The sequence below is a fragment of the Nocardia sp. No.11 genome, assembly GCF_038752175.1.
In the GTDB taxonomy this organism is placed as follows: domain Bacteria; phylum Actinomycetota; class Actinomycetes; order Mycobacteriales; family Mycobacteriaceae; genus Nocardia; species Nocardia canadensis.
Genome location: NZ_JBCGFB010000021.1, coordinates 1 through 17700 on the forward strand (window position 1 = coordinate 1; position 17700 = coordinate 17700).

General features: G+C 70.2%; 21 protein-coding genes. 13 read left to right on the plus strand and 8 right to left on the minus strand.

The annotated features are described in order from the left end of the window. The 3 genes from V8688_RS09405 to V8688_RS09415 all read right to left on the minus strand — a co-directional run. Window positions 1–934 (minus strand): FAD-binding protein (locus tag V8688_RS09405; RefSeq protein WP_342800634.1); only part of this gene is annotated, 934 nt, incomplete at its 3' end. Between the two features lie 51 nt (window positions 935–985). Then, a complete protein-coding gene (locus V8688_RS09410; RefSeq protein WP_218719911.1) occupies window positions 986–1252 on the minus strand; it encodes a hypothetical protein in 267 nt (88 codons plus the stop codon). After that, window positions 1249–2103: a PHP domain-containing protein gene (locus tag V8688_RS09415; RefSeq protein WP_218719910.1), complete on the minus strand. Its 855-nt coding sequence runs from the start codon at window positions 2101–2103 to the stop codon at window positions 1249–1251. Before V8688_RS09415 ends, V8688_RS09410 begins: the two co-directional genes overlap by 4 nt. Window positions 2104–2197: 94 nt before the next feature. Between V8688_RS09415 and V8688_RS09420 the strand changes: the two genes are divergently transcribed. Beyond that, a complete protein-coding gene (locus V8688_RS09420; RefSeq protein ID WP_218719965.1) occupies window positions 2198–3256 on the plus strand; it encodes a magnesium and cobalt transport protein CorA in 1059 nt (352 codons plus the stop codon). Here V8688_RS09420 and V8688_RS09425 read toward each other — a convergent pair. The 3 genes from V8688_RS09425 to V8688_RS09435 are packed head-to-tail and all read right to left on the minus strand — an operon-like array spanning window position 3253 to window position 5302. After that, window positions 3253–3834, minus strand: coding sequence for a suppressor of fused domain protein (locus V8688_RS09425; protein WP_218719909.1), 582 nt, complete (start codon window positions 3832–3834; stop codon window positions 3253–3255). The two genes, V8688_RS09420 and V8688_RS09425, sit on opposite strands and share 4 nt — an antisense overlap. A 4-nt stretch (window positions 3835–3838) precedes the next feature. Then, window positions 3839–4333 (minus strand): general stress protein, encoded by a 495-nt coding sequence (locus V8688_RS09430; RefSeq protein WP_019048869.1) that lies wholly within the window; start codon window positions 4331–4333, stop codon window positions 3839–3841. A gap of 12 nt (window positions 4334–4345) precedes the next feature. Further along, entirely contained in the window at window positions 4346–5302 is a 957-nt protein-coding gene (locus tag V8688_RS09435) for a CoA ester lyase (protein ID WP_342800635.1), read from the minus strand. Between the two features lie 77 nt (window positions 5303–5379). Between V8688_RS09435 and V8688_RS09440 the strand changes: the two genes are divergently transcribed. From V8688_RS09440 to V8688_RS09480, 9 genes are all read left to right on the plus strand, one after another. Continuing rightward, window positions 5380–6675: a CBS domain-containing protein gene (locus V8688_RS09440; RefSeq protein WP_218719907.1), complete on the plus strand. Its 1296-nt coding sequence runs from the start codon at window positions 5380–5382 to the stop codon at window positions 6673–6675. Continuing rightward, window positions 6668–7258: a DUF1003 domain-containing protein gene (locus tag V8688_RS09445; RefSeq protein ID WP_342800636.1), complete on the plus strand. Its 591-nt coding sequence runs from the start codon at window positions 6668–6670 to the stop codon at window positions 7256–7258. Before V8688_RS09440 ends, V8688_RS09445 begins: the two co-directional genes overlap by 8 nt. A gap of 138 nt (window positions 7259–7396) precedes the next feature. After that, window positions 7397–8779: a lytic murein transglycosylase gene (locus V8688_RS09450; RefSeq protein WP_218719905.1), complete on the plus strand. Its 1383-nt coding sequence runs from the start codon at window positions 7397–7399 to the stop codon at window positions 8777–8779. A gap of 96 nt (window positions 8780–8875) precedes the next feature. Next, window positions 8876–9733: a lytic murein transglycosylase gene (locus tag V8688_RS09455; protein ID WP_342800637.1), complete on the plus strand. Its 858-nt coding sequence runs from the start codon at window positions 8876–8878 to the stop codon at window positions 9731–9733. Between the two features lie 60 nt (window positions 9734–9793). Beyond that, window positions 9794–10930, plus strand: coding sequence for an Mrp/NBP35 family ATP-binding protein (locus tag V8688_RS09460; protein ID WP_218719903.1), 1137 nt, complete (start codon window positions 9794–9796; stop codon window positions 10928–10930). A 37-nt stretch (window positions 10931–10967) separates the two neighbouring features. Further along, window positions 10968–11288, plus strand: coding sequence for a DivIVA domain-containing protein (locus tag V8688_RS09465; RefSeq protein ID WP_218719902.1), 321 nt, complete (start codon window positions 10968–10970; stop codon window positions 11286–11288). After that, the gene (locus V8688_RS09470; RefSeq protein WP_218719901.1) at window positions 11285–11917 is read left to right on the plus strand and encodes a DNA-3-methyladenine glycosylase I; all 633 of its coding nucleotides are present in this window, start codon (window positions 11285–11287) and stop codon (window positions 11915–11917) included. The genes V8688_RS09465 and V8688_RS09470 overlap by 4 nt, the downstream gene beginning before the upstream one ends. A gap of 105 nt (window positions 11918–12022) precedes the next feature. Then, a complete protein-coding gene (locus V8688_RS09475; protein WP_011211259.1) occupies window positions 12023–12190 on the plus strand; it encodes a DUF3117 domain-containing protein in 168 nt (55 codons plus the stop codon). 14 nt (window positions 12191–12204) lie between these two features. Further along, window positions 12205–13041, plus strand: coding sequence for a putative RNA methyltransferase (locus V8688_RS09480; RefSeq protein WP_218719900.1), 837 nt, complete (start codon window positions 12205–12207; stop codon window positions 13039–13041). A 60-nt stretch (window positions 13042–13101) separates the two neighbouring features. Here the strand turns inward: V8688_RS09480 and glgA are convergent, their stop codons facing one another. Then, entirely contained in the window at window positions 13102–14268 is a 1167-nt protein-coding gene (gene glgA / locus V8688_RS09485; RefSeq protein WP_342800656.1) for a glycogen synthase, read from the minus strand. Window positions 14269–14378: 110 nt separating this feature from the next. Between glgA and glgC the strand changes: the two genes are divergently transcribed. Beyond that, window positions 14379–15596, plus strand: a complete 1218-nt coding sequence (gene glgC / locus V8688_RS09490; protein ID WP_218719899.1) for a glucose-1-phosphate adenylyltransferase — start codon at window positions 14379–14381, stop codon at window positions 15594–15596. Here the strand turns inward: glgC and V8688_RS09495 are convergent. Continuing rightward, on the minus strand, window positions 15593–16231 hold the full coding sequence (locus V8688_RS09495; protein ID WP_218719963.1) for an O-methyltransferase: 639 nt from the start codon (window positions 16229–16231) through the stop codon (window positions 15593–15595). The genes glgC and V8688_RS09495 overlap by 4 nt on opposite strands. A 368-nt stretch (window positions 16232–16599) precedes the next feature. Between V8688_RS09495 and sigE the strand changes: the two genes are divergently transcribed. Both sigE and V8688_RS09505 read left to right on the plus strand, forming a co-directional pair. Continuing rightward, window positions 16600–17265 carry an RNA polymerase sigma factor SigE gene (sigE, locus tag V8688_RS09500; RefSeq protein ID WP_218719898.1) on the plus strand — a complete coding sequence of 222 codons (666 nt, stop codon included), beginning with the start codon at window positions 16600–16602 and terminating at the stop codon, window positions 17263–17265. 59 nt (window positions 17266–17324) lie between these two features. After that, the gene (locus V8688_RS09505; protein ID WP_218719897.1) at window positions 17325–17693 is read left to right on the plus strand and encodes a hypothetical protein; all 369 of its coding nucleotides are present in this window, start codon (window positions 17325–17327) and stop codon (window positions 17691–17693) included. The last annotated feature ends 7 nt before the right edge of the window (window positions 17694–17700 follow it).

Consider the following 17700-nt stretch of genomic DNA (forward strand, 5'->3'; position numbering starts at 1 on the left):
CCACCCCGCCCGCGCCGAGGACGGTGCCCTCGAGGACCGCGCGCACCGGCACCCGGCCCGTCGCGTCGACCGCGCCGTGCCTGCTCAGCCAGTGCCGGACGGTGTCGGGCACCTCGTGCAGCGCCGCGAAGACCCGCCTGCCGTCGGCGAGCGCGGCCAGGGCCGCCGTGTGCCTGCCGGGGAGTTCGGCGCCCGCTTCGTCGTAGAGCGCGGCGAAACGCACCGAGAGTCCGGGGGCGACAGCCGGATTCGGATGCACCCGCGACAGCACCGGCGCCAACCCGTAGGCGCTGGAGAATTCCATCCCGGACAGCTCGGCGCCGGCCTCGGCCGCCATCAGCAGGCCCTCGCCGGTGTTCACCTCGGTCCCGGCGCCGCCGGACAGGAACGCGCAGCCACCGGTGGCCACCACCACCGCGCCCGCCCGGATGGTCCACGGCCGGAACCGGTTGTGCCGCTGGATGCCCGCGGCACCGACCACCGTGCCCGCCGGATCGACGAGCAGTTGCAGCGCCGGATGGTGATCGAGGATGCGCACGCCCGCCTCGAGCGCGCCCCGGCGCAGCCTGCGCAGGTAGCTCGCGCCGTCGAGGTGCACCACCGGCGGATCGACGCCCGCGGTGTCGGGCACCCGGTTCCTGGTGCCGGACCAGACCCGCAGGCGGCGGTGGGTCTCGTCGGCGACCCGGTGCAGCCAGTCGGCGTCACCCAGGCCACCGCCGCGGACCAGCGCCGTGTCCACCACGTCGGCACGGCTGTGACCAGGAGCGACGTCCCAGATCATGGTGCTGCCGTAGACCGAGGGCCCACTCGACCCGCACCTGCTCTTGTCGACGAGGACGACCCTGGCCCCCGCGGTCGCGGCCGAGACGGCGGCCCAGAGCCCGGCGGGTCCACCGCCCAGGATCAGAACATCCGTCTCGATGTTGCTCACAAAGAGAAATATTCGGGGACAGTTCACCCGGGCGCAACCATTACGCGCTCGTCAACTCCACCATTGTGTCCAAAGCAGTACACCGGTCGTGATCATCACGACCGCCGAGGCGGTGAACGCGGCGACGCCCCGGCTCCGATCGGCGTAGAGCTGGGCGGCCACGACGACCACCGCCGCGAGCACATGCCAGGTCAGCGATTCGGCGCCCGGCCCGGGGAAGTCCCGGCGCGAACCCATCACCGCGGCCCCGATCACCACGCACAGCAACGCGACCACTCCGCCCGCGACCAGGCCGCTGAACCCGCGCACCAGCGTCACGGGGCGATCACCGGCACCCCGCTCGCCTTGCCGATCAGCGCCTCGAACTGTTCGGGATCGGTCCGGCAGGCGCCGATCTCGATGGTCTTGTTGCTGCCGTGGTAGTCCGACGACCCCGTGCGCAGCAGGCCGAGTTCGGCTGAGAGGTCGGTCAGGACCGCGCGATCGGCGGCGCTGTGGTCCGGGTGGTCGATCTCGAGACCGCCCAGGCCGAGGGCGGCCAGGTCGCGGATCTCGTCGAGGGCGAGCAGCCTGCCGCGCTTGCGCGCCCGCACATGGGCCAGCACGCTGACCCCGCCCGCGGCCGCGATCAGTCCGACCGCGCGGGTCAGCGGGGTGTCGGCCTTCTCGGCGTAGTACGGGCCGTGCGGGGCCAGCAGTTCCTGGAACGCGGCGTCGACGCTCTCGACCACCCCGGCCTCGACCAGCGCCCGCGCCAGATGCGGACGACCGGCCGCCGGGCCCGCGCCGGCCAGCACCGCGTCGGGATCGATGGGCAGCCCGTCGGCGACCATCTTGTCGGCCATCGCGCGCACCCGGGCCACCCGCTCGGCGCGCAGGCGTTCGCGTTCCTCGGCGAAGCCGGCGTCGGCGGGATCGAACAGGTAGGCCAGCAGATGCACCGGGACGGGCCAGCCGTCCTCGCCCATCCCCTGGCACGACATCTCCATGCCGCGCACCAGCGTCAGTCCCGGCGGGCGCGCCGCCTCGGCCTCGGCCCAGCCCGCGGTGGTGTCGTGATCGGTGATCGCGACGACGTCGAGGCCGGCCGCGGCGGCGTTGCGCACCAGCTCGGCCGGGCTGTCGGTGCCGTCGGACGCCGTCGAATGGGTATGCAGATCAATGCGCACACCCTCAGTCTTACAGTGCCGTCTCGACCGGCGCGCGGTCCTCCACCGAGACAGCGCGGGCCGTAGCATCCACCTCGTGCCTTCGCTACCGCAGATGCCGTCATTCCGTGGGCCGAGCCGGGCCGGTCCGGCGCGGCCGCGGATTCCCGTGCCGACCGCGCGGGCCATCGTCGACTGCGGGGTCTACGTCGACGGGAAACGCCTACCGGGTCACTTCACGCCGCAGCAGGCGCTGGCCGAGGCGAGCAAGACCGAGACCGGATTCGTCTGGCTCGGGCTGCACGACCCCGACGAGGGACAGATGAACGAGGTCGCCGCGATCTTCGGCCTGCACCCGCTGGCGGTGGAGGACGCGGTGCAGGGCAGGCAGCGTCCCAAGCTCGAGCGCTACGACAACACGCTGTTCCTGGTGCTGCGCACCGTCAGCTATGTCGAGCACGACATCCACGCGATCAGCGAGATCGTCGAGACCGGCGACATCATGGTCTTCACCGGACCGCATTTCGCGATCACCGTGCGCCACGGCGAGCACACCGGGCTGGCCGGGGTGCGCCATGACCTGGAGGGCAAGCCCGACCAGCTGCGGCTGGGCCCGTGCTCGGTGCTGCACACCGTCGCCGACCACGTCGTCGATTCCTACGTCGACGTCTCGGAATCGGTCGAGTCCGACATCGACGAGATGGAGGAGGCCGTGTTCACCCCCGCCTCCAAGATCGGCATCGGGTCGATCTACCAGCTCAAGCGCGAAGTGGTCGAATTGCGCAGGGCCGTCTCACCGTTGGGGCAGCCGCTGCAGATGCTCGTGCACAGCCAGGACATTCCGGTGCCCAAGGAGATCCGCCGCTATCTGCGCGACGTCGCCGACCACCACACCACCGTCACCGAGCACATCACCTACTTCGACGAATCGCTGAGCGGCCTGGTCAACGCGGCGCTGGCCAAGATCAGCGTCCAGCAGAACACCGACATGCGCAAGATCGCCGCCTACGCCGCCATGGCCGCCGTGCCCACCATGATCGCCGGCGTCTACGGCATGAACTTCGACTACATGTGGGAACTGCACCAGCCGTGGGGCTATCCGGCGGTGCTGATCATCATGGTCGTCGTCTGCGGGGTGCTGTTCCGCAGTTTCCGCCGCAGCAAGTGGATCTAGAGGTTCACCGCACCGCGCGCGGGGTCGCGGATGTCGATGCCCGCTTCGGCCCACGCGTCGCGCAGGGCCTGGGCGCCGCGGACGCGGACCCAGGCGGCTTCGGTCGCGGTGATCGGGGTGACGCTGAGATACCGCACCGGCTCGGCGGGTTCGGGCAGGGCGATCTCGGTGATGTCGCTCTCGCCGAGCAGGACCGCGGTGAAGGTGGCGTTGTGCCACAGCGGTTCACCCAGGTCGAGCAGCGCGTCCGCCTGGAGCACAACGCCTTCCACCGACGGGGTCGCGACGAGCACGCCCAGCGAGCGCGCGACGCCCGCCTGCGGGCCCGCGCTCAGCAGCAGGGTCAGCACCAGTTCGGCGCGCGGGCCGCGGACGGGGTCGGCCAGCAGATCGGCGGGATCGCCCATCGGATGGCGTGATCCGCCCAGCGTCGCGTAATGCACCGCGTCGTCGCCGGGGATGCGCAGGATCTCGATCGGTTCCAGGCCGAGGAAGGTCACCGAGGCCGAGTCGACCCGGGCGCGCTCCACGCCGTAGTGGTCCAGCACCGCGGTGCGGACCGTGTCCACCACATCCATTGCGTCACAGGGCCAATCGGGCCAGCATGTCGCGGGCGCGCTCGGCGGTCTTCGGGTCGCACAGCACGTCGTAGCGGCCGGCCACCAGCTGCATGGTCGAGGCGAAATCGCGCTGGCCCTTGGTGGCCGCGTACGGGATCGAGGTGGTGATCACGCCGAACACGATGCCGCCCAGCAGGCCGACGACCAGCGGGCCGAGGGCGCCGCCGGTGGTGGTGAACAGACTCAGCAGCAGGCCGAGGAACAGGCCCAGCCACGCGCCCGAGACCACGCCGCCGCCGATGACCTTGCCCCAGGTCAGCCGGTACAGCACCCGCTCGACCTGCATGAGGTCGACGCCGACGATGGTCACGTCCTGCACCGGGAACTGTCCGTCGGCCAGGTAATCGACCGCGCGCTGCGCCTCGGCGTAGGTCGGATACGAGCCGACCGGCCAGCCCGACGGCGGCGTCGGCAACGCCTGCCGTCCGCGATTCGGGTTGCCCAAGGGATTCGTCATAGTCCCATTCTGCTAGTTCTGGACCGGCTGTGGCGGAGTGAAACGCGTTGTGCGTGTCATTCCCGCAGCTCGCCCCTTCTCCGCTATGACCTGCGCCATCTTCGCGCTGGCTTCGTCGATCATCTCATCCCCCAGCATGACGGCGCCACGAGCGCCGCCGGCGTCGGAGGTGTGGAAGGCGTAGGCCTCCAGGATCAGCTCGGCGCGGTCGTAGTCGCCCTGGCGCGGGCTGAAGATCTCGTTGCAGGCGTCGATCTGATCGGGGTGCAGCACCCACTTGCCGTCGAAGCCGAGCGCGGCGGTGCGTCCGGCCGCCCGGCGGAATCCGTCGACATCGCGGACCTGCAGGTAGGGACCGTCGATCGCCTGCAGGCCGTGCGCGCGGGCGGCGAGCAGGATGGTCATCAGGATGTGGTGGTAGGCGTCGCCGACGTCGTACCCCACCGGCTGCTCGCCCACCACCAGCGTGCGCATATTGATACTGGCCATGAAATCGGCCGGGCCGAACACCAGCGCCTGCACCCGTGGGCTGGCCGTGGCGATCGCGTCGATATTGCGCAGGCCGAGCGCGTTCTCGAGCTGCGGTTCGATCCCGATCCGGCCGACCTCGAGCCCGCTCGCCTTCTCCAGCTGGGTGAGCAGCAGGTCCAGCGCGTGAACCTGGCCCGCGTCGGTCACCTTGGGCAGCAGGATCGCGTCGATCGCCGCGCCCGCGCCCTCGACGACGCTGATCACGTCGGCGTAGGTCCAAGCGGTCGACCAGTCGTTGACCCGGACCACCCGCAGCTGCGCGCCCCAGCCCGGTTCGTTGAGCGCGGCGACGATATTCGCCCTGGCCGCGGTCTTGGCGCCGGGCGCGACGGCGTCCTCGAGGTCGAGGAAGACCTCGTCCACCGGCAGGCCCTTGGCCTTGGCGATCATCTTCGGATTGCTGCCGGGTACGGCCAATACTGAGCGGCGGGGCTTCATGGGCCCTCCTCCTTCGTTCGTCACACCGGCCGTGGCGTGTGGTGACCGGCCGTTGTGGACCGCCTAGCCTGAGGGTCATGGCAACCACCAGGGTGTACGTCGCCCGGCTCGCCGGCCTGACGGTGCTGGGTCCGGACGGGGAGTCTATCGGCCGGGTCCGCGATGTCGTCGTGGCCGTGCGGCACGGACGGCAACAACCACGGGTGCACGGCCTGGTCGTCGAATTGGTCACCCGGCGGCGGATTTTCGTGCCGATGCTGCGCGTCACCGCGATCGAACCGGGCATCGTCACCCTCAACACCGGCACCGTCAGCCTGCGGCGATTCGCCCAGCGGCCCGGCGAGATGCTGGCGCTGGCCCAGATCGTGGACTCGCAGGTGCGGGTGAACGATCCCGGACTGCCGGATCTGGACGGCGTCGACGTCCATGTGGCCGACCTGGGCATCGAGCAGACCAGGACCAGGGATTGGGTGATCGGCCGGGTCGCGGTGCGCGGGCACCGGCGGATCGGGCGCAGGCGCACCGTGCACGTGGTGGACTGGTCGCAGGTCGAGGGCCTGACCCCGGCCGAGGTCGGCAGACCAGGCCAGGACGTCACGACGCTGCTCGAACAGTTCGAGGGGTTGCGCGCGGCCGACGTCGCGCACCGCCTGCGGGAGCTGCCGGAGAAACGCCGGGTCGAGGTGGCGATCGCCCTGGACGACGAACGCCTCGCCGACGTCGTCCAGGAACTGCCCGACGACGATCAGGTCGACCTGCTCGGCCACCTCGAGGTGCGCCGCGCGGCCGACGTGCTCGAGGCGATGGACCCCGACGACGCCGCCGACCTGCTGGGCGAGCTGCCCGAGAGCGAAGCCGAATCCCTGCTGGCCCTGATGGACCCGGAGGAATCCGAGCCGGTCCGCAGGCTGCTGGCGCACTCCCCCGATACCGCGGGCGGTCTGATGACGCCCAAACCGGTCGTGCTCAGCCCGTCGACCACCGTCGCCGAGGCGCTGGCCCGGGTCCGTGACCCCGACCTGACCCCGGCGCTGGCCTCGATGGTCTTCGTCGTTCGCCCACCCACGGCGACCCCCACCGGCCGCTACCTGGGCTGCGTGCACATCCAGCAGTTGCTGCGGGAACCGCCGGCGCACCTGGTCGGCGGAATCGTCGACACCGACCTGATGCCGCTGGCGCCGGAACTGCCGCTCTCGGCGGTGACCCGGTACTTCGCCACCTACAACCTGGTCAGCGGCCCGGTCGTCGACGCGGAGAATCATCTGCTCGGTGCGGTGACCGTCGACGACGTCCTCGATCACCTGCTGCCCGAGGACTGGCGCGAAGAAGAAGAGCAGACGTTCGCCCATGCCGAAAGGGTCCCGCGTGAGTGAGAAGAACCCGGCCCGTCAGCGGCTGGAAACCCCGGTCGGCTCCCGGTTCACCCTCGACTGGGACTCCGAGGCGTTCGCGCGCAGCAGTGAGCGCGTGGCACGGTTCCTCGGGACCGGGCGATACCTGGCGATCCAGACGATCATCGTCATCGTCTGGATCGTGCTCAATGTGTTCGTGGTCGCGCTGCGCTGGGACCCGTACCCGTTCATCCTGCTCAATCTGGCCTTCTCCACGCAGGCCGCCTACGCGGCGCCGCTGATCCTGCTGGCGCAGAACCGCCAGGACAACCGGGACAAGGTCTCGCTCGAGGAGGACCGCAGCCGGGCCGCGCAGACCAAGGCCGACACCGAGTTCCTCGCCCGCGAGCTGGCCGCGCTGCGGCTGGCCGTCGGCGATGTCGCCACCCGCGACTACCTGCGCCGCGAGCTCGAGGAGATCAAGGACGTGCTCGACCGGATCGACGCGGTCACCACGCCCGACGGCGCGCCGAAGCCGGAGAAGAAGCGAAAAGCCGTCCGCAAGAAAACCTCCGGTCAAATGCCCTCTGCTGCCCCGGTTTCGCCAGGTGGTTCAGACGAGTAACCGGAAATGCTCTACAACTTCCTGACCGGTAGGTAACCTGGATCACGTTGTTCCGGGCGGGCCGGAGGGGGACTCTGCGGTGCCGCTGCTTCGACGTAAAGGGTTGGTGTGGCCGTGCGAATCTCTGCTCCGATAACGATGTCGGCCCTTGTCGTCGCTGGACTCGTCGCCTCCGGGTCGGCCGTGCAGACCGCGACGCCGAGCACCGCCCCCACCGCGCCCGAGGCTCTGCTCGCCGCGACCGCGAGCACCACCGAGGACACCCCGGAGACCGATCCGTCCGAGATCGTCGGGCTGCTGCCGATCGCGCAGGAGGCGCCGCGCAAGCTGCGCGCGCTGTCCCCGTCCGCGAACAGTCTGGCCCCCTTCGCCGGGACGGTTCCGTTGCAGAGCATCTCGCTGCCCACCGGCAGTGGCGCGCTCGGCATCCCCGAGATCGTGCTCGCCGCCTACCGCAACGCGGAGCTGGCGCTCGAGACCGCCCAGCCCGGCTGCGGGCTCACCTGGAACCTGCTGGCCGGCATCGGCCGCATCGAGTCCGGGCACGCCAGCAGCGGCCGCACCGACGCCGCGGGCACCTCGACCACGCCGATCTTCGGCCCCGCGCTCGACGGCACCCTGCCGGGCAACGAAATCATCAAGGAAGCCGACGGCGGGTTCGTGCGGGCCGTCGGCCCGATGCAGTTCCTGCCGAGCACCTGGGCGCTCTACGCCGCCGACGGCAACGGCGACGGCACCGCCGACCCGCACAATGTCTTCGACGCCGCGCTGGCCGCGGGCAAGTACCTGTGCTCGGGCGGGCTGAACCTGCGCGACGCCTCGCAGGAACTGCGCGCGGTGCTGCGCTACAACAACTCGATGTCCTACGCGGCCAATGTGCTCAGCTGGTCGGCGGCCTACCGCACCGGTGGCGCGCCGAGCTCGGTCGCCATCTCCCCCGACATCGTGCCGCCGGGCAGCGCGCCGATGGTCTCGCCGAATGTGCTGGCCGCCTCGACCGACGCGCCGGTCACCGCGGCGCCGCCGTCGACGACCAACCAGCTGCCGCCGAACACGCCGAAGGTGACCACGCCAACCCAGGTGATGATCACCCTGCCCGGCCTGCCGCCGATCCCCTGCGGCATCTTCTGCCCGGCTCCGGTCGCACCGGCTCCCGAGGTGTGTGTGAGCGATCCGGCGCCGGCCCAGATGCCGAACCCGCTCGAGCCGGCCAAGCCCGTCGAGCAGACCTTCGGCGCTGCGGCGCCGAAGGATCCGGCGCAACCCGAGCAGACCGACCCCGCGCAGCAGGCGGCCGAGCAGCAGGCCACGGCGCCGGTGTGCACCCCGGCCCAGACCGCCGAGCCCGCGCCCGCCGAGTCGAAGGCCCCCGCCCCGGAGAAGACGCCGGAGCCCGGCATCGAGCCGACCGAGGCGCCCGCGCCCGTCGAGCAGGCGCCGGCGGCGCCCACGCCGCCGCCGGGGATCACGTTGCCGTTCAACATCGTCATCCCGCTGCCGCCCGGTCCGGCGGTCCCCTAGAAATCAAACCGAAATACAGGTCACGGAGGGGTAACAAAAAGGTCTCGGGTGCGGTAATCTCTTCTCATCCAACACGGTTGAGGAGGGCACCACACAGTGGGTCGTCATCGGAAACAGCCTGCTACGACGGTTCGACGTAGCTCGCTCATCGCACTGACCGGATTGGTCCCCGCCGGACTCGTGGCCGTTACCGCCGCCGCGACCGACGCGACCATCGCCAGCAACGCCGCTGTCGAGCACGACCTGCCCGGCGCCGACGCCGAGGCCGCGCCGGAGCTCGTGGCCGCACCGCAGGCCGATATCACCGAGGTCGCCCACGCCGAGGCGCGCCAGTCGCCCTCGGCCGCGCCGGTCGTGAAAACCGTTGCGCTGCCGGATGATCGCGCGGCCGCCGATCTCCCGGCCGGCCCGCTGGGCATCCCGGGCATCGCGGTCGCCGCCTACCAGAGCGCCGAACAGCAACTGGCCGTGGAGAATCCGACCTGCGGGATGTCCTGGTCGCTGCTGGCCGGCATCGGCCGGGTGGAGTCCACCCACGCGTACGGCAAGGCCGACGCGGACGGCAACCCGATCAAGGCCGTCTACGGTCCGGTCCTGGACGGCAGCCTGTACGGCAACAACGTCATCCACGACAGCGACGGCGGTGAACTCGACGGCCTCGGCGGCTACGACCGCGCCATCGGCCCCATGCAGTTCCTGCCCGAGACCTGGCACCGCTACGCCGCCGACGGCAACGCCGACGGCATCGCCGACCCGCAGAACCTGTTCGACGCCGCCCTCACCGCGGGCCGCTACCTCTGCGACGGCGGCCTCAACATGCGCGACCTCTCCCAGCAGTCCAAGGCGATCCTGCGCTACAACAACTCCATGGCCTATGTAGCCAACGTCATGGCCTGGTCGACCTCCTACTCCAGCGGCATGGCCCCCAAGCCCTCGGACCTCCCCCGCATCTGACCTGAGAGGACATGGCCCCGCCGAGGGCGCTCGAATGAGCAGCAGCATAAAATCGGGCATATGCCAGTGATTACGGAAGCGGATGTGCGGGCCGCGCTCGCGAAGGTCGACGACCCGGAGATCCGCAAGCCGATCACCGAGTTGGGCATGGTCAAGAGCATCGCCATCGCCGACAGCGGTGACGTGCACGTCGAGGTGTATCTGACGACGTCGGGCTGCCCGCTGCGGACCGAGATCGTCCAGCGGGTGACCAAGGCCGTCGCCGATGTGCCCGGCGCCGGTGCGGTGACCGTGGATCTCGACGTGATGAGCGACGAGCAGCGCACCGAGCTGCGCAAGTCGCTGCGCGGCGACTCGGCCGAACCGGTGATCCCGTTCGCCCAGCCCGGATCGCTGACCCGCGTCTACGCCGTCGCTTCCGGCAAGGGCGGCGTCGGCAAGTCCAGCGTCACCGCCAACCTGGCCGTCGCGCTGGCCCAGCGTGGCCTGTCGGTCGGCGTGCTCGACGCCGACATCTACGGCCACTCGATCCCGCGCATGCTCGGCACCGACGCCCGCCCGACCCAGGTCGAGCGGATGATCATGCCGCCGATGGCCTACGACGTGAAGATGATCTCGATCGCGCAGTTCACCCAGGGCAACACGCCCGTGGTGTGGCGCGGTCCGATGCTGCACCGCGCGCTGCAGCAGTTCCTCGCCGACGTGTTCTGGGGCGACTTGGACGTGCTGCTGCTCGACCTGCCGCCCGGCACCGGCGACGTCGCGATCTCCATCGCGCAGCTGATCCCCAGCGCCGAGATCCTGGTCGTCACCACCCCGCAGATCGCCGCCGCCGAGGTGGCCGAGCGCGCGGGCGCGATCGCCCTGCAGACCCGTCAGCGAATCGCCGGCGTGGTGGAGAACATGTCCTGGCTGGACCTGCCCGACGGCACCCGGATGGAGCTCTACGGCTCCGGCGGCGGCCAGGTCGTGGCCGATCGGCTGACCCGCGCGGTGGGCTCGACGGTGCCGCTGCTCGGCCAGATCCCGATCGAGCAGGCCCTGCGCGAGGGCGGCGACGCCGGTACCCCGATCGTCCTCGGCGACCCGGACAACCCGGCCGCCAAGGCCCTGCGCGAGGTCGCCGACAAGCTGGCCGTCCGCAAGCGCGGCCTGGCGGGCATGTCACTGGGCATCGATACGACCCGGCACCTCTGAGCCTGGGGTTGTCGGTGGGGGTGCTTAGGCTGTCTACATGCTGACGCTGCTGCTCTATGTGCTGATCGTCGGACTGGTCGCGGCCATGTTGTTCCTCGTGGCGAGCGCGGTGTTCGGCCGGTCCGAGGAACTCGGGCCGCTGCCCGAGGGCACGACGGCCACGGTGCTGCCCGCCCACGGCGTCACCGGCGCCGACGTGCGCGCGTTGCGGTTCCAGCAGGTCGTGCGCGGCTACAAGGCCGGCGAGGTCGACTGGGCGCTGGGCAGGCTGGCCGAGCGGATCGACGAACTCGAACTCGAGCTGGCGCAGGTGCGGCAGTGGCAGGCGCAGGTCGCCGCGGGCCAGGACCGCCCGTGACCGAGCTCGCCGACGACGGGTACGAGCGCTGCCCCTGGTCGACCGGCTCGGCGCTGTATCGCGACTACCACGACACCGAGTGGGGCAAGCCCCTGCACGGCGACGACGCGCTGTTCGAACGGCTGTGCCTCGAGGCCTTCCAGTCCGGCCTGGCCTGGATCACCATCTTGCGGAAGCGGCCCGCGTTCCGCGCGGCGTTCGCCGACTTCGAGATCGCGAAGGTCGCCGAGTTCGGCGACGCCGACCGCGAGCGACTGCTGGCCGACGCGGGCATCGTCCGCAACCGCGCCAAGATCGACGCGGTGATCGCCAACGCTCGGGTTGCTCGGGACCTGCCGGTGGGCTTGGACGAGCTGCTGTGGTCCTTCGCCCCCGCGCCACGCCCGCGGCCGGCGACGATCGCGGATGTGCCCGCCACCACACCCGAATCCATTGCTCTGGCAAAGGAATTGAAGCGCCGAGGCTTCGTCTTCGTCGGCCCGACGACGGCGTATGCCCTCATGCAGGCGACCGGGATGGTCGACGATCACCTGGAGGTTTGCTGGGTGCGCCAGGCCGCGAACGGAACCGACTCGCGAGTCACATTTCGTACTCAGGTGTCCGTCCGAGACGGCAATAGGGAAGAATAGGACCGGTGTGGCCCGCCGAACACCCGGCGAGCCCGCTGGTTGGCGACAACCGGCAGACGAGAATCAGTGCGCAGACAGACCGCGCAGATCTGGAGGGAGCAGAGGATGGCGGCCATGAAGCCCCGTACCGGGGACGGTCCCCTCGAGGCAACCAAGGAAGGTCGTGGAATCGTCATGCGGGTTCCACTCGAGGGTGGCGGGCGTCTGGTCGTCGAACTCACACCGGACGAGGCTGCGGCGCTCGGTGACGAATTGAAGAGCGTCACCAGCTGACGGCACTCACCGAGGTGGCCGCACTCCTGGCCTGCCCGGAGTGCGGTGACGAACTGCAACCGCGCGATCGCGCGCTGCGCTGCGGTACCGGCCACAGCTTCGACATCGCCCGACAGGGCTATGTCGGGCTGCTGACCGGCGCAGCGACGAAGATGACCGGCGACACCGCCGATATGCTCGACGCCCGCGCCGCTTTCCAGGGCGCGGGACACTTCGCCCCCATCGCCGCGGCCGCGACGCACGCTTTCACCGCGGCACCCGCGCCCGACCTGCCCGACGCCCAGGTGATCCTCGAGGTCGGCGCCGGCACCGGCTACTACCTCGCCACGATCCTGGCCGCCGAGCCCGGGTTCGCCGGCATCGCGCTCGATGTCGCCAAGCCCGCCGCGCGCCGGGCCGCTCGCGCGCACCCGCGCCTGGCCTCGGTGCTGGCCGACGCCTGGCGCGGTCTGCCGATCCGCGACCACTCTCTGGCCGGCGTGCTGTCGGTGTTCGCCCCGCGCAACCCCACCGAGGTCGCCCGGGTGCTCGCGCCCGGTGGCAGCTTCGTGGTGGTCACGCCCACCGTCGACCACCTGAACGAGCTCGTCGGCCCGCTCGGCATGGTCCGCGTCGACCCCGACAAGGAGCGCAGGCTCGCCGATTCGCTCGCGGGGCTGTTCACCCGCTCCGCGCACACCCGGGTCGAGTTCGGGATGAAGCTGTCCCGGCGCGACGTCACCGACGTCATCGCGATGGGCCCCTCGGCCTTCCACGGCACCCCGGCCGACGATCCCCGCATCGCGGCGCTCCCCGACGTCACCGAGGTCACCGCCGCGGTCACGGTCTCGACCTACCGTCCGGCGAGCTGACCGCGCTCGACGGGCCGACCGCCCAGGATCGCGACCGCTGCGCGACGAACCGCGTCGCGGCTACTTCAGCACGCTGCGGTACACCTCGACGGCCTGCTCGGCGATTCGCGCCCAATCGAATTCCGCGATGGCGCGCGCCCGCCCGGCGTCACCGTAGCGCCGCGCCAGCTCCGGATCGCCCGCCACCGCGTTGACGGCGGCGGCCAGCCCGCGTTCGTACTCTGCCGTCGACCCCGCGTCGTAGTGCACGAGCCGACCGGTGACCCCGTCGTCGACGACCTCCGGGATGCCGCCCACATCGGAGGCGACGACCGCGGTGGCACAGGCCATAGCCTCCAGGTTGACGATGCCGAGCGGTTCGTAGACCGAGGGACAGACGAACACCGCGGAGGCGGTGAGGATCTGGCGGACCTGCTCGGTCGGCAGCATCTCCTTGACCCAGAACACGTTGCCGCGCTCGCGCTGCAACCCGTCGACGGCGGCGGCGATCTCGAGTTCGAGTTCCCTGGTATCGGCCGCACCGGCGCACAGGACCAGCTGGATGTCGGGATCGAAATCGGCGGCCGCGGCGAGCAGGTGGCCGACCCCCTTCTGCCGGGTGATCCGCCCGACGAAGGACACGATCGGCAGCTCGGCACGCACCCCGAGCCGTTCCAGCACGGGGGCCTCGTCGCCGGCGGGTGCGCCCGGATGCCAGACCGTGGCGTCGATGCCGTTGTGCACCACGTGGACCCGGCCCGGGTCGATCGCCGAATAGGCGTCGAGCACGTCGTGGCGCATGCCCTCGCTCACCGCGATCACGGCGTCGGCGTACTCCATCGCGTTGCGTTCCGACCACGACGAGAGCCGGTACCCGCCGCCGAGCTGCTCGGCCTTCCACGGCCTGCGCGGTTCCAGCGAATGCGCGGTGAGGATGTGCGGAATGCCATAGAGCGCGCCGGCGAGATGGCCCGCGAGCCCCGCGTACCAGGTGTGCGAGTGGACCACGTCGACGGCGCCGACCGCGTCGGCCATCCGCAGCTGCGCCGACATCATCTGCAACGCGGCGTTGGCGGCGTAGAGCTCGGGGTCGGGCCGATGCACGACGGCGCCGGTGCGCGGCGCGCCCATACAGTGCACGGTCACCTCGGCCAGCGCGCGCAGCCGGGCGGTGAGTTCGGTGACATGAACTCCCGCACCGCCGTAGACCTCGGGCGGGTATTCCCGGGTCAGCATGGCGACCCGCAGCTGTTGCGCCGGCTCCTGGTCGCTGTCGGTGCCATAACTCACTGGTCCAAATTAGACCCTCGGGTCGACATGAGCCACCGTTGTGCCGCCCAGCCTGTACTTTGAGCAGGGTGAGGAGCCAGCCGCACGTACTCGGGATCGTGCTCGCCGGTGGCGAGGGCAAACGACTGTTTCCGCTCACCGCAGACAGGGCCAAGCCCGCGGTTCCGTTCGGCGGCGCGTACCGGCTGATCGATTTCGTCCTGAGCAATCTCGTCAACGCGGGATACCTGCGCCTGTGCGTGCTCACCCAGTACAAGTCGCATTCGCTGGATCGCCACATCTCGCAGACCTGGCGGCTGTCCGGTTTCACCGGCGAGTACATCACCCCGGTGCCTGCCCAGCAGCGCCTCGGGCCGCGCTGGTACACCGGCAGCGCCGACGCGATCATGCAGTCGCTCAACCTGATCTACGACGAGGACCCCGACTACATCGTCGTCTTCGGCGCCGACCACGTGTACCGGATGGACCCGGAGCAGATGGTCGCCAGCCACATCGCCTCCGGCGCCGGGGTGACCGTCGCGGGCATCCGGGTGCCGCGCAGCGAGGCGAGCGCGTTCGGCTGCATCGACTCCGACGAGTCCGGCCGGATCACCCAGTTCCTGGAGAAGCCCGCGCATCCGCCCGGTACCCCCGACGACCCGAACGTGACGTTCGCGTCGATGGGCAACTACGTGTTCACCACCCGGGTGCTGGTCGACGCGATCCGCGCCGACGCCGAGAACTCCGACTCCGACCACGACATGGGCGGCGACATCATTCCCGCGCTGGTCGCCGCGGGGAAGGCCGCGGTCTACGACTTCGCCGACAACGAGGTGCCCGGCGCCACCGAGCGCGACCGCGGGTACTGGCGTGACGTCGGGACCATCGACGCCTTTTACGACGCGCACATGGACCTGGTCTCGGTGCACCCGGTGTTCAACCTCTACAACAAGCACTGGCCGATCCGCGGCGCCGCCGAGAACCTGCCGCCCGCCAAGTTCGCCAGGGGCGGGCTGGCGCAGGAGTCGATCGTGGGGGCCGGCTCGATCCTGTCGGCGGCCACCGTCCGCAATTCGGTGCTCAGTTCGAACGTGATGATCGACGACGGCGCCACCGTCGAGGGCAGCGTGCTGATGCCGGGGGTGCGGATCGGGAAGGGCGCGGTCGTGCGGCACGCGATCCTGGACAAGAACGTCGTGGTCGGCGAGGGCGAGATCATCGGTGTCGACCTGGATCGCGACCGGGAGCGGTTCGCGGTCAGCCACGGCGGGGTGGTCACCGTCGGCAAGGGGATCTGGGTCGGCTAGCAGCGCGAAGCGCAGAGCAGCCCGTCACCGATCGGGATCAGCACGCTGGTGAGGTCGGGGTTCTCCGCGATGGCCCTGGTGGCCGCCCGCACCGCCTGCGTGGCCGGGTCGCGCTGGGATTGGTCGGGCACGCGACCGCCGAGCAACGCGTTGTGCAGGATGAACGCGCCGCCTTCGCGCAGCAGCCGGACGCCCTGTTCGACGTAGTGCGGGTGTTCCATGGGGGCCGCGTCGACGAAGACGAGGTCGTAGGCGCCGTCGGCGAGCCGAGGTAGGACGTCGAGAGCGCGGCCGTTGATCAGCCGGGTGCGCGCGGGCGGGATCTCCGCGGTGCGGAAGGCCTCCTTGGCCGCGCGCTGGTGCTCGGGCTCGGAGTCGATCGTGGTGAGCGTGCCGTCCTCGCGCATGCCGTCGAGCAGCCATAATCCGCTCACCCCGGCGCCGGTGCCCACCTCGACGACCGCGCGGGCGCCCAACATCTGCGCGTACATGCTCAGCAGGGCGCCGACGGAGGCGGGCACGGGCACCGCGCCCAGCTCGGTGGCCCGCTCGCGCGCGTCGAGGAGGATTTCGTCCTCGACGACGGACTCCTCCACATAGGCCAGGTTCCGCTCCACGTTCGATGCCACAGCTATGAGGCTAGGGCACCGGAGGGGTCTGTGTATTCAGCGAATGCGCCGATCGCCCCGAGTGTCGCGCACCGATCGAACAATTGCCGCAAGTTTGCGGAAAGGTCACGAAGGGGCTGGAACTGCTGCTTTCCGCGTGCCGGCGGGACTAGGGTCGGCATCGATAAGGATTCTCAGGACACACTCAGGATCTCCACATCTGACCCATATCGGGGCAGGAAATAGTTGCCCTACGCAAGACCAGCCGATCGCGGCGGGTACGAGACGCGGGAACAACCTCACACAGTTGCTGGTTGATTCCGATAGCAAGGTTCGCTGACCCGGACCGGTGTGGTTTCGTGCCAGCGGTCCCGAGTAGGAGGTGTCCCATCCCGATGGTAGACACGGCGCGTCACGCCACACCGACCGATCAGACTCTCCCCGCCGATCTCCTCGCCGCCGACGGCGAGCAGCTCGACGCCGAACTCACCGGCACCGCAGCCTTCGACGCGACCGGTGACCGCACGGTCATGCCCTCCTGGGACGAACTCGTCCGCGAACACGCCGACCGGGTGTATCGCCTGGCCTACCGCCTCTCCGGCGACGCCCAGGACGCCGAGGACCTCACCCAGGAGACCTTCATCCGGGTGTTCCGCTCGCTGCAGAACTATCAGCCGGGCACCTTCGAGGGCTGGTTACACCGCATCACCACGAACCTGTTCCTGGACATGGTCCGCCGCCGCAACCGCATCCGCATGGAGGCGCTGCCGGAGGACTACGACCGGGTCCCCGCCGAGGGCCCGACGCCCGAGGAGTCCTACCACGACGCCCGTCTGGATCCCGACCTGCAGAAAGCCCTGGACTCACTGGCGCCGGAGTTCCGTGCCGCCGTGGTCCTGTGTGACATCGAAGGCCTGTCCTACGAGGAGATCGGCGCGACGCTCGGCGTGAAACTGGGCACCGTACGCAGCCGGATCCATCGTGGGCGGCAGGCACTGCGCGAATACCTTGCGCATAATGGAACTGAGCAGCGGTACTCCGCTGACGCCTACGCAGGGTGACGCAGTTGTCGGCGTCACCGGGCCTCTCGGTTGATGTCGGTCGGAAGGAAGAACTCCGCATGAGCGTGGACCCCAGTGCCTCAGGTCGTACCCCGCGCTTTCAGCCCACCGAGCACCTGGCCAGCGAGGCGATCGCGGCCTATGTCGACGGCGAGCTGCGCATGAACGCGTACCTGCGCGCCGCCCAGCATCTTTCGGTGTGCCCGGAATGCGCGGCCGAGGTCGATGCCCAGCAGCAGGCGCGCATCGCGCTGCGCCGGGCCGCCGAGGTGGCCGTGCCGCGCAGCCTGCACGACAGCCTGACCAGGATCCCGCTGGCCGAACTGCCCGGCACCACAGCCGAGCCGCCGCGCCGTAACGAGGCATTTCTCGGATTCATCACCGATTCCTTCACCGCGACCCGGTGGACAACCTGGCGGCGCAAGTAGAGTCACG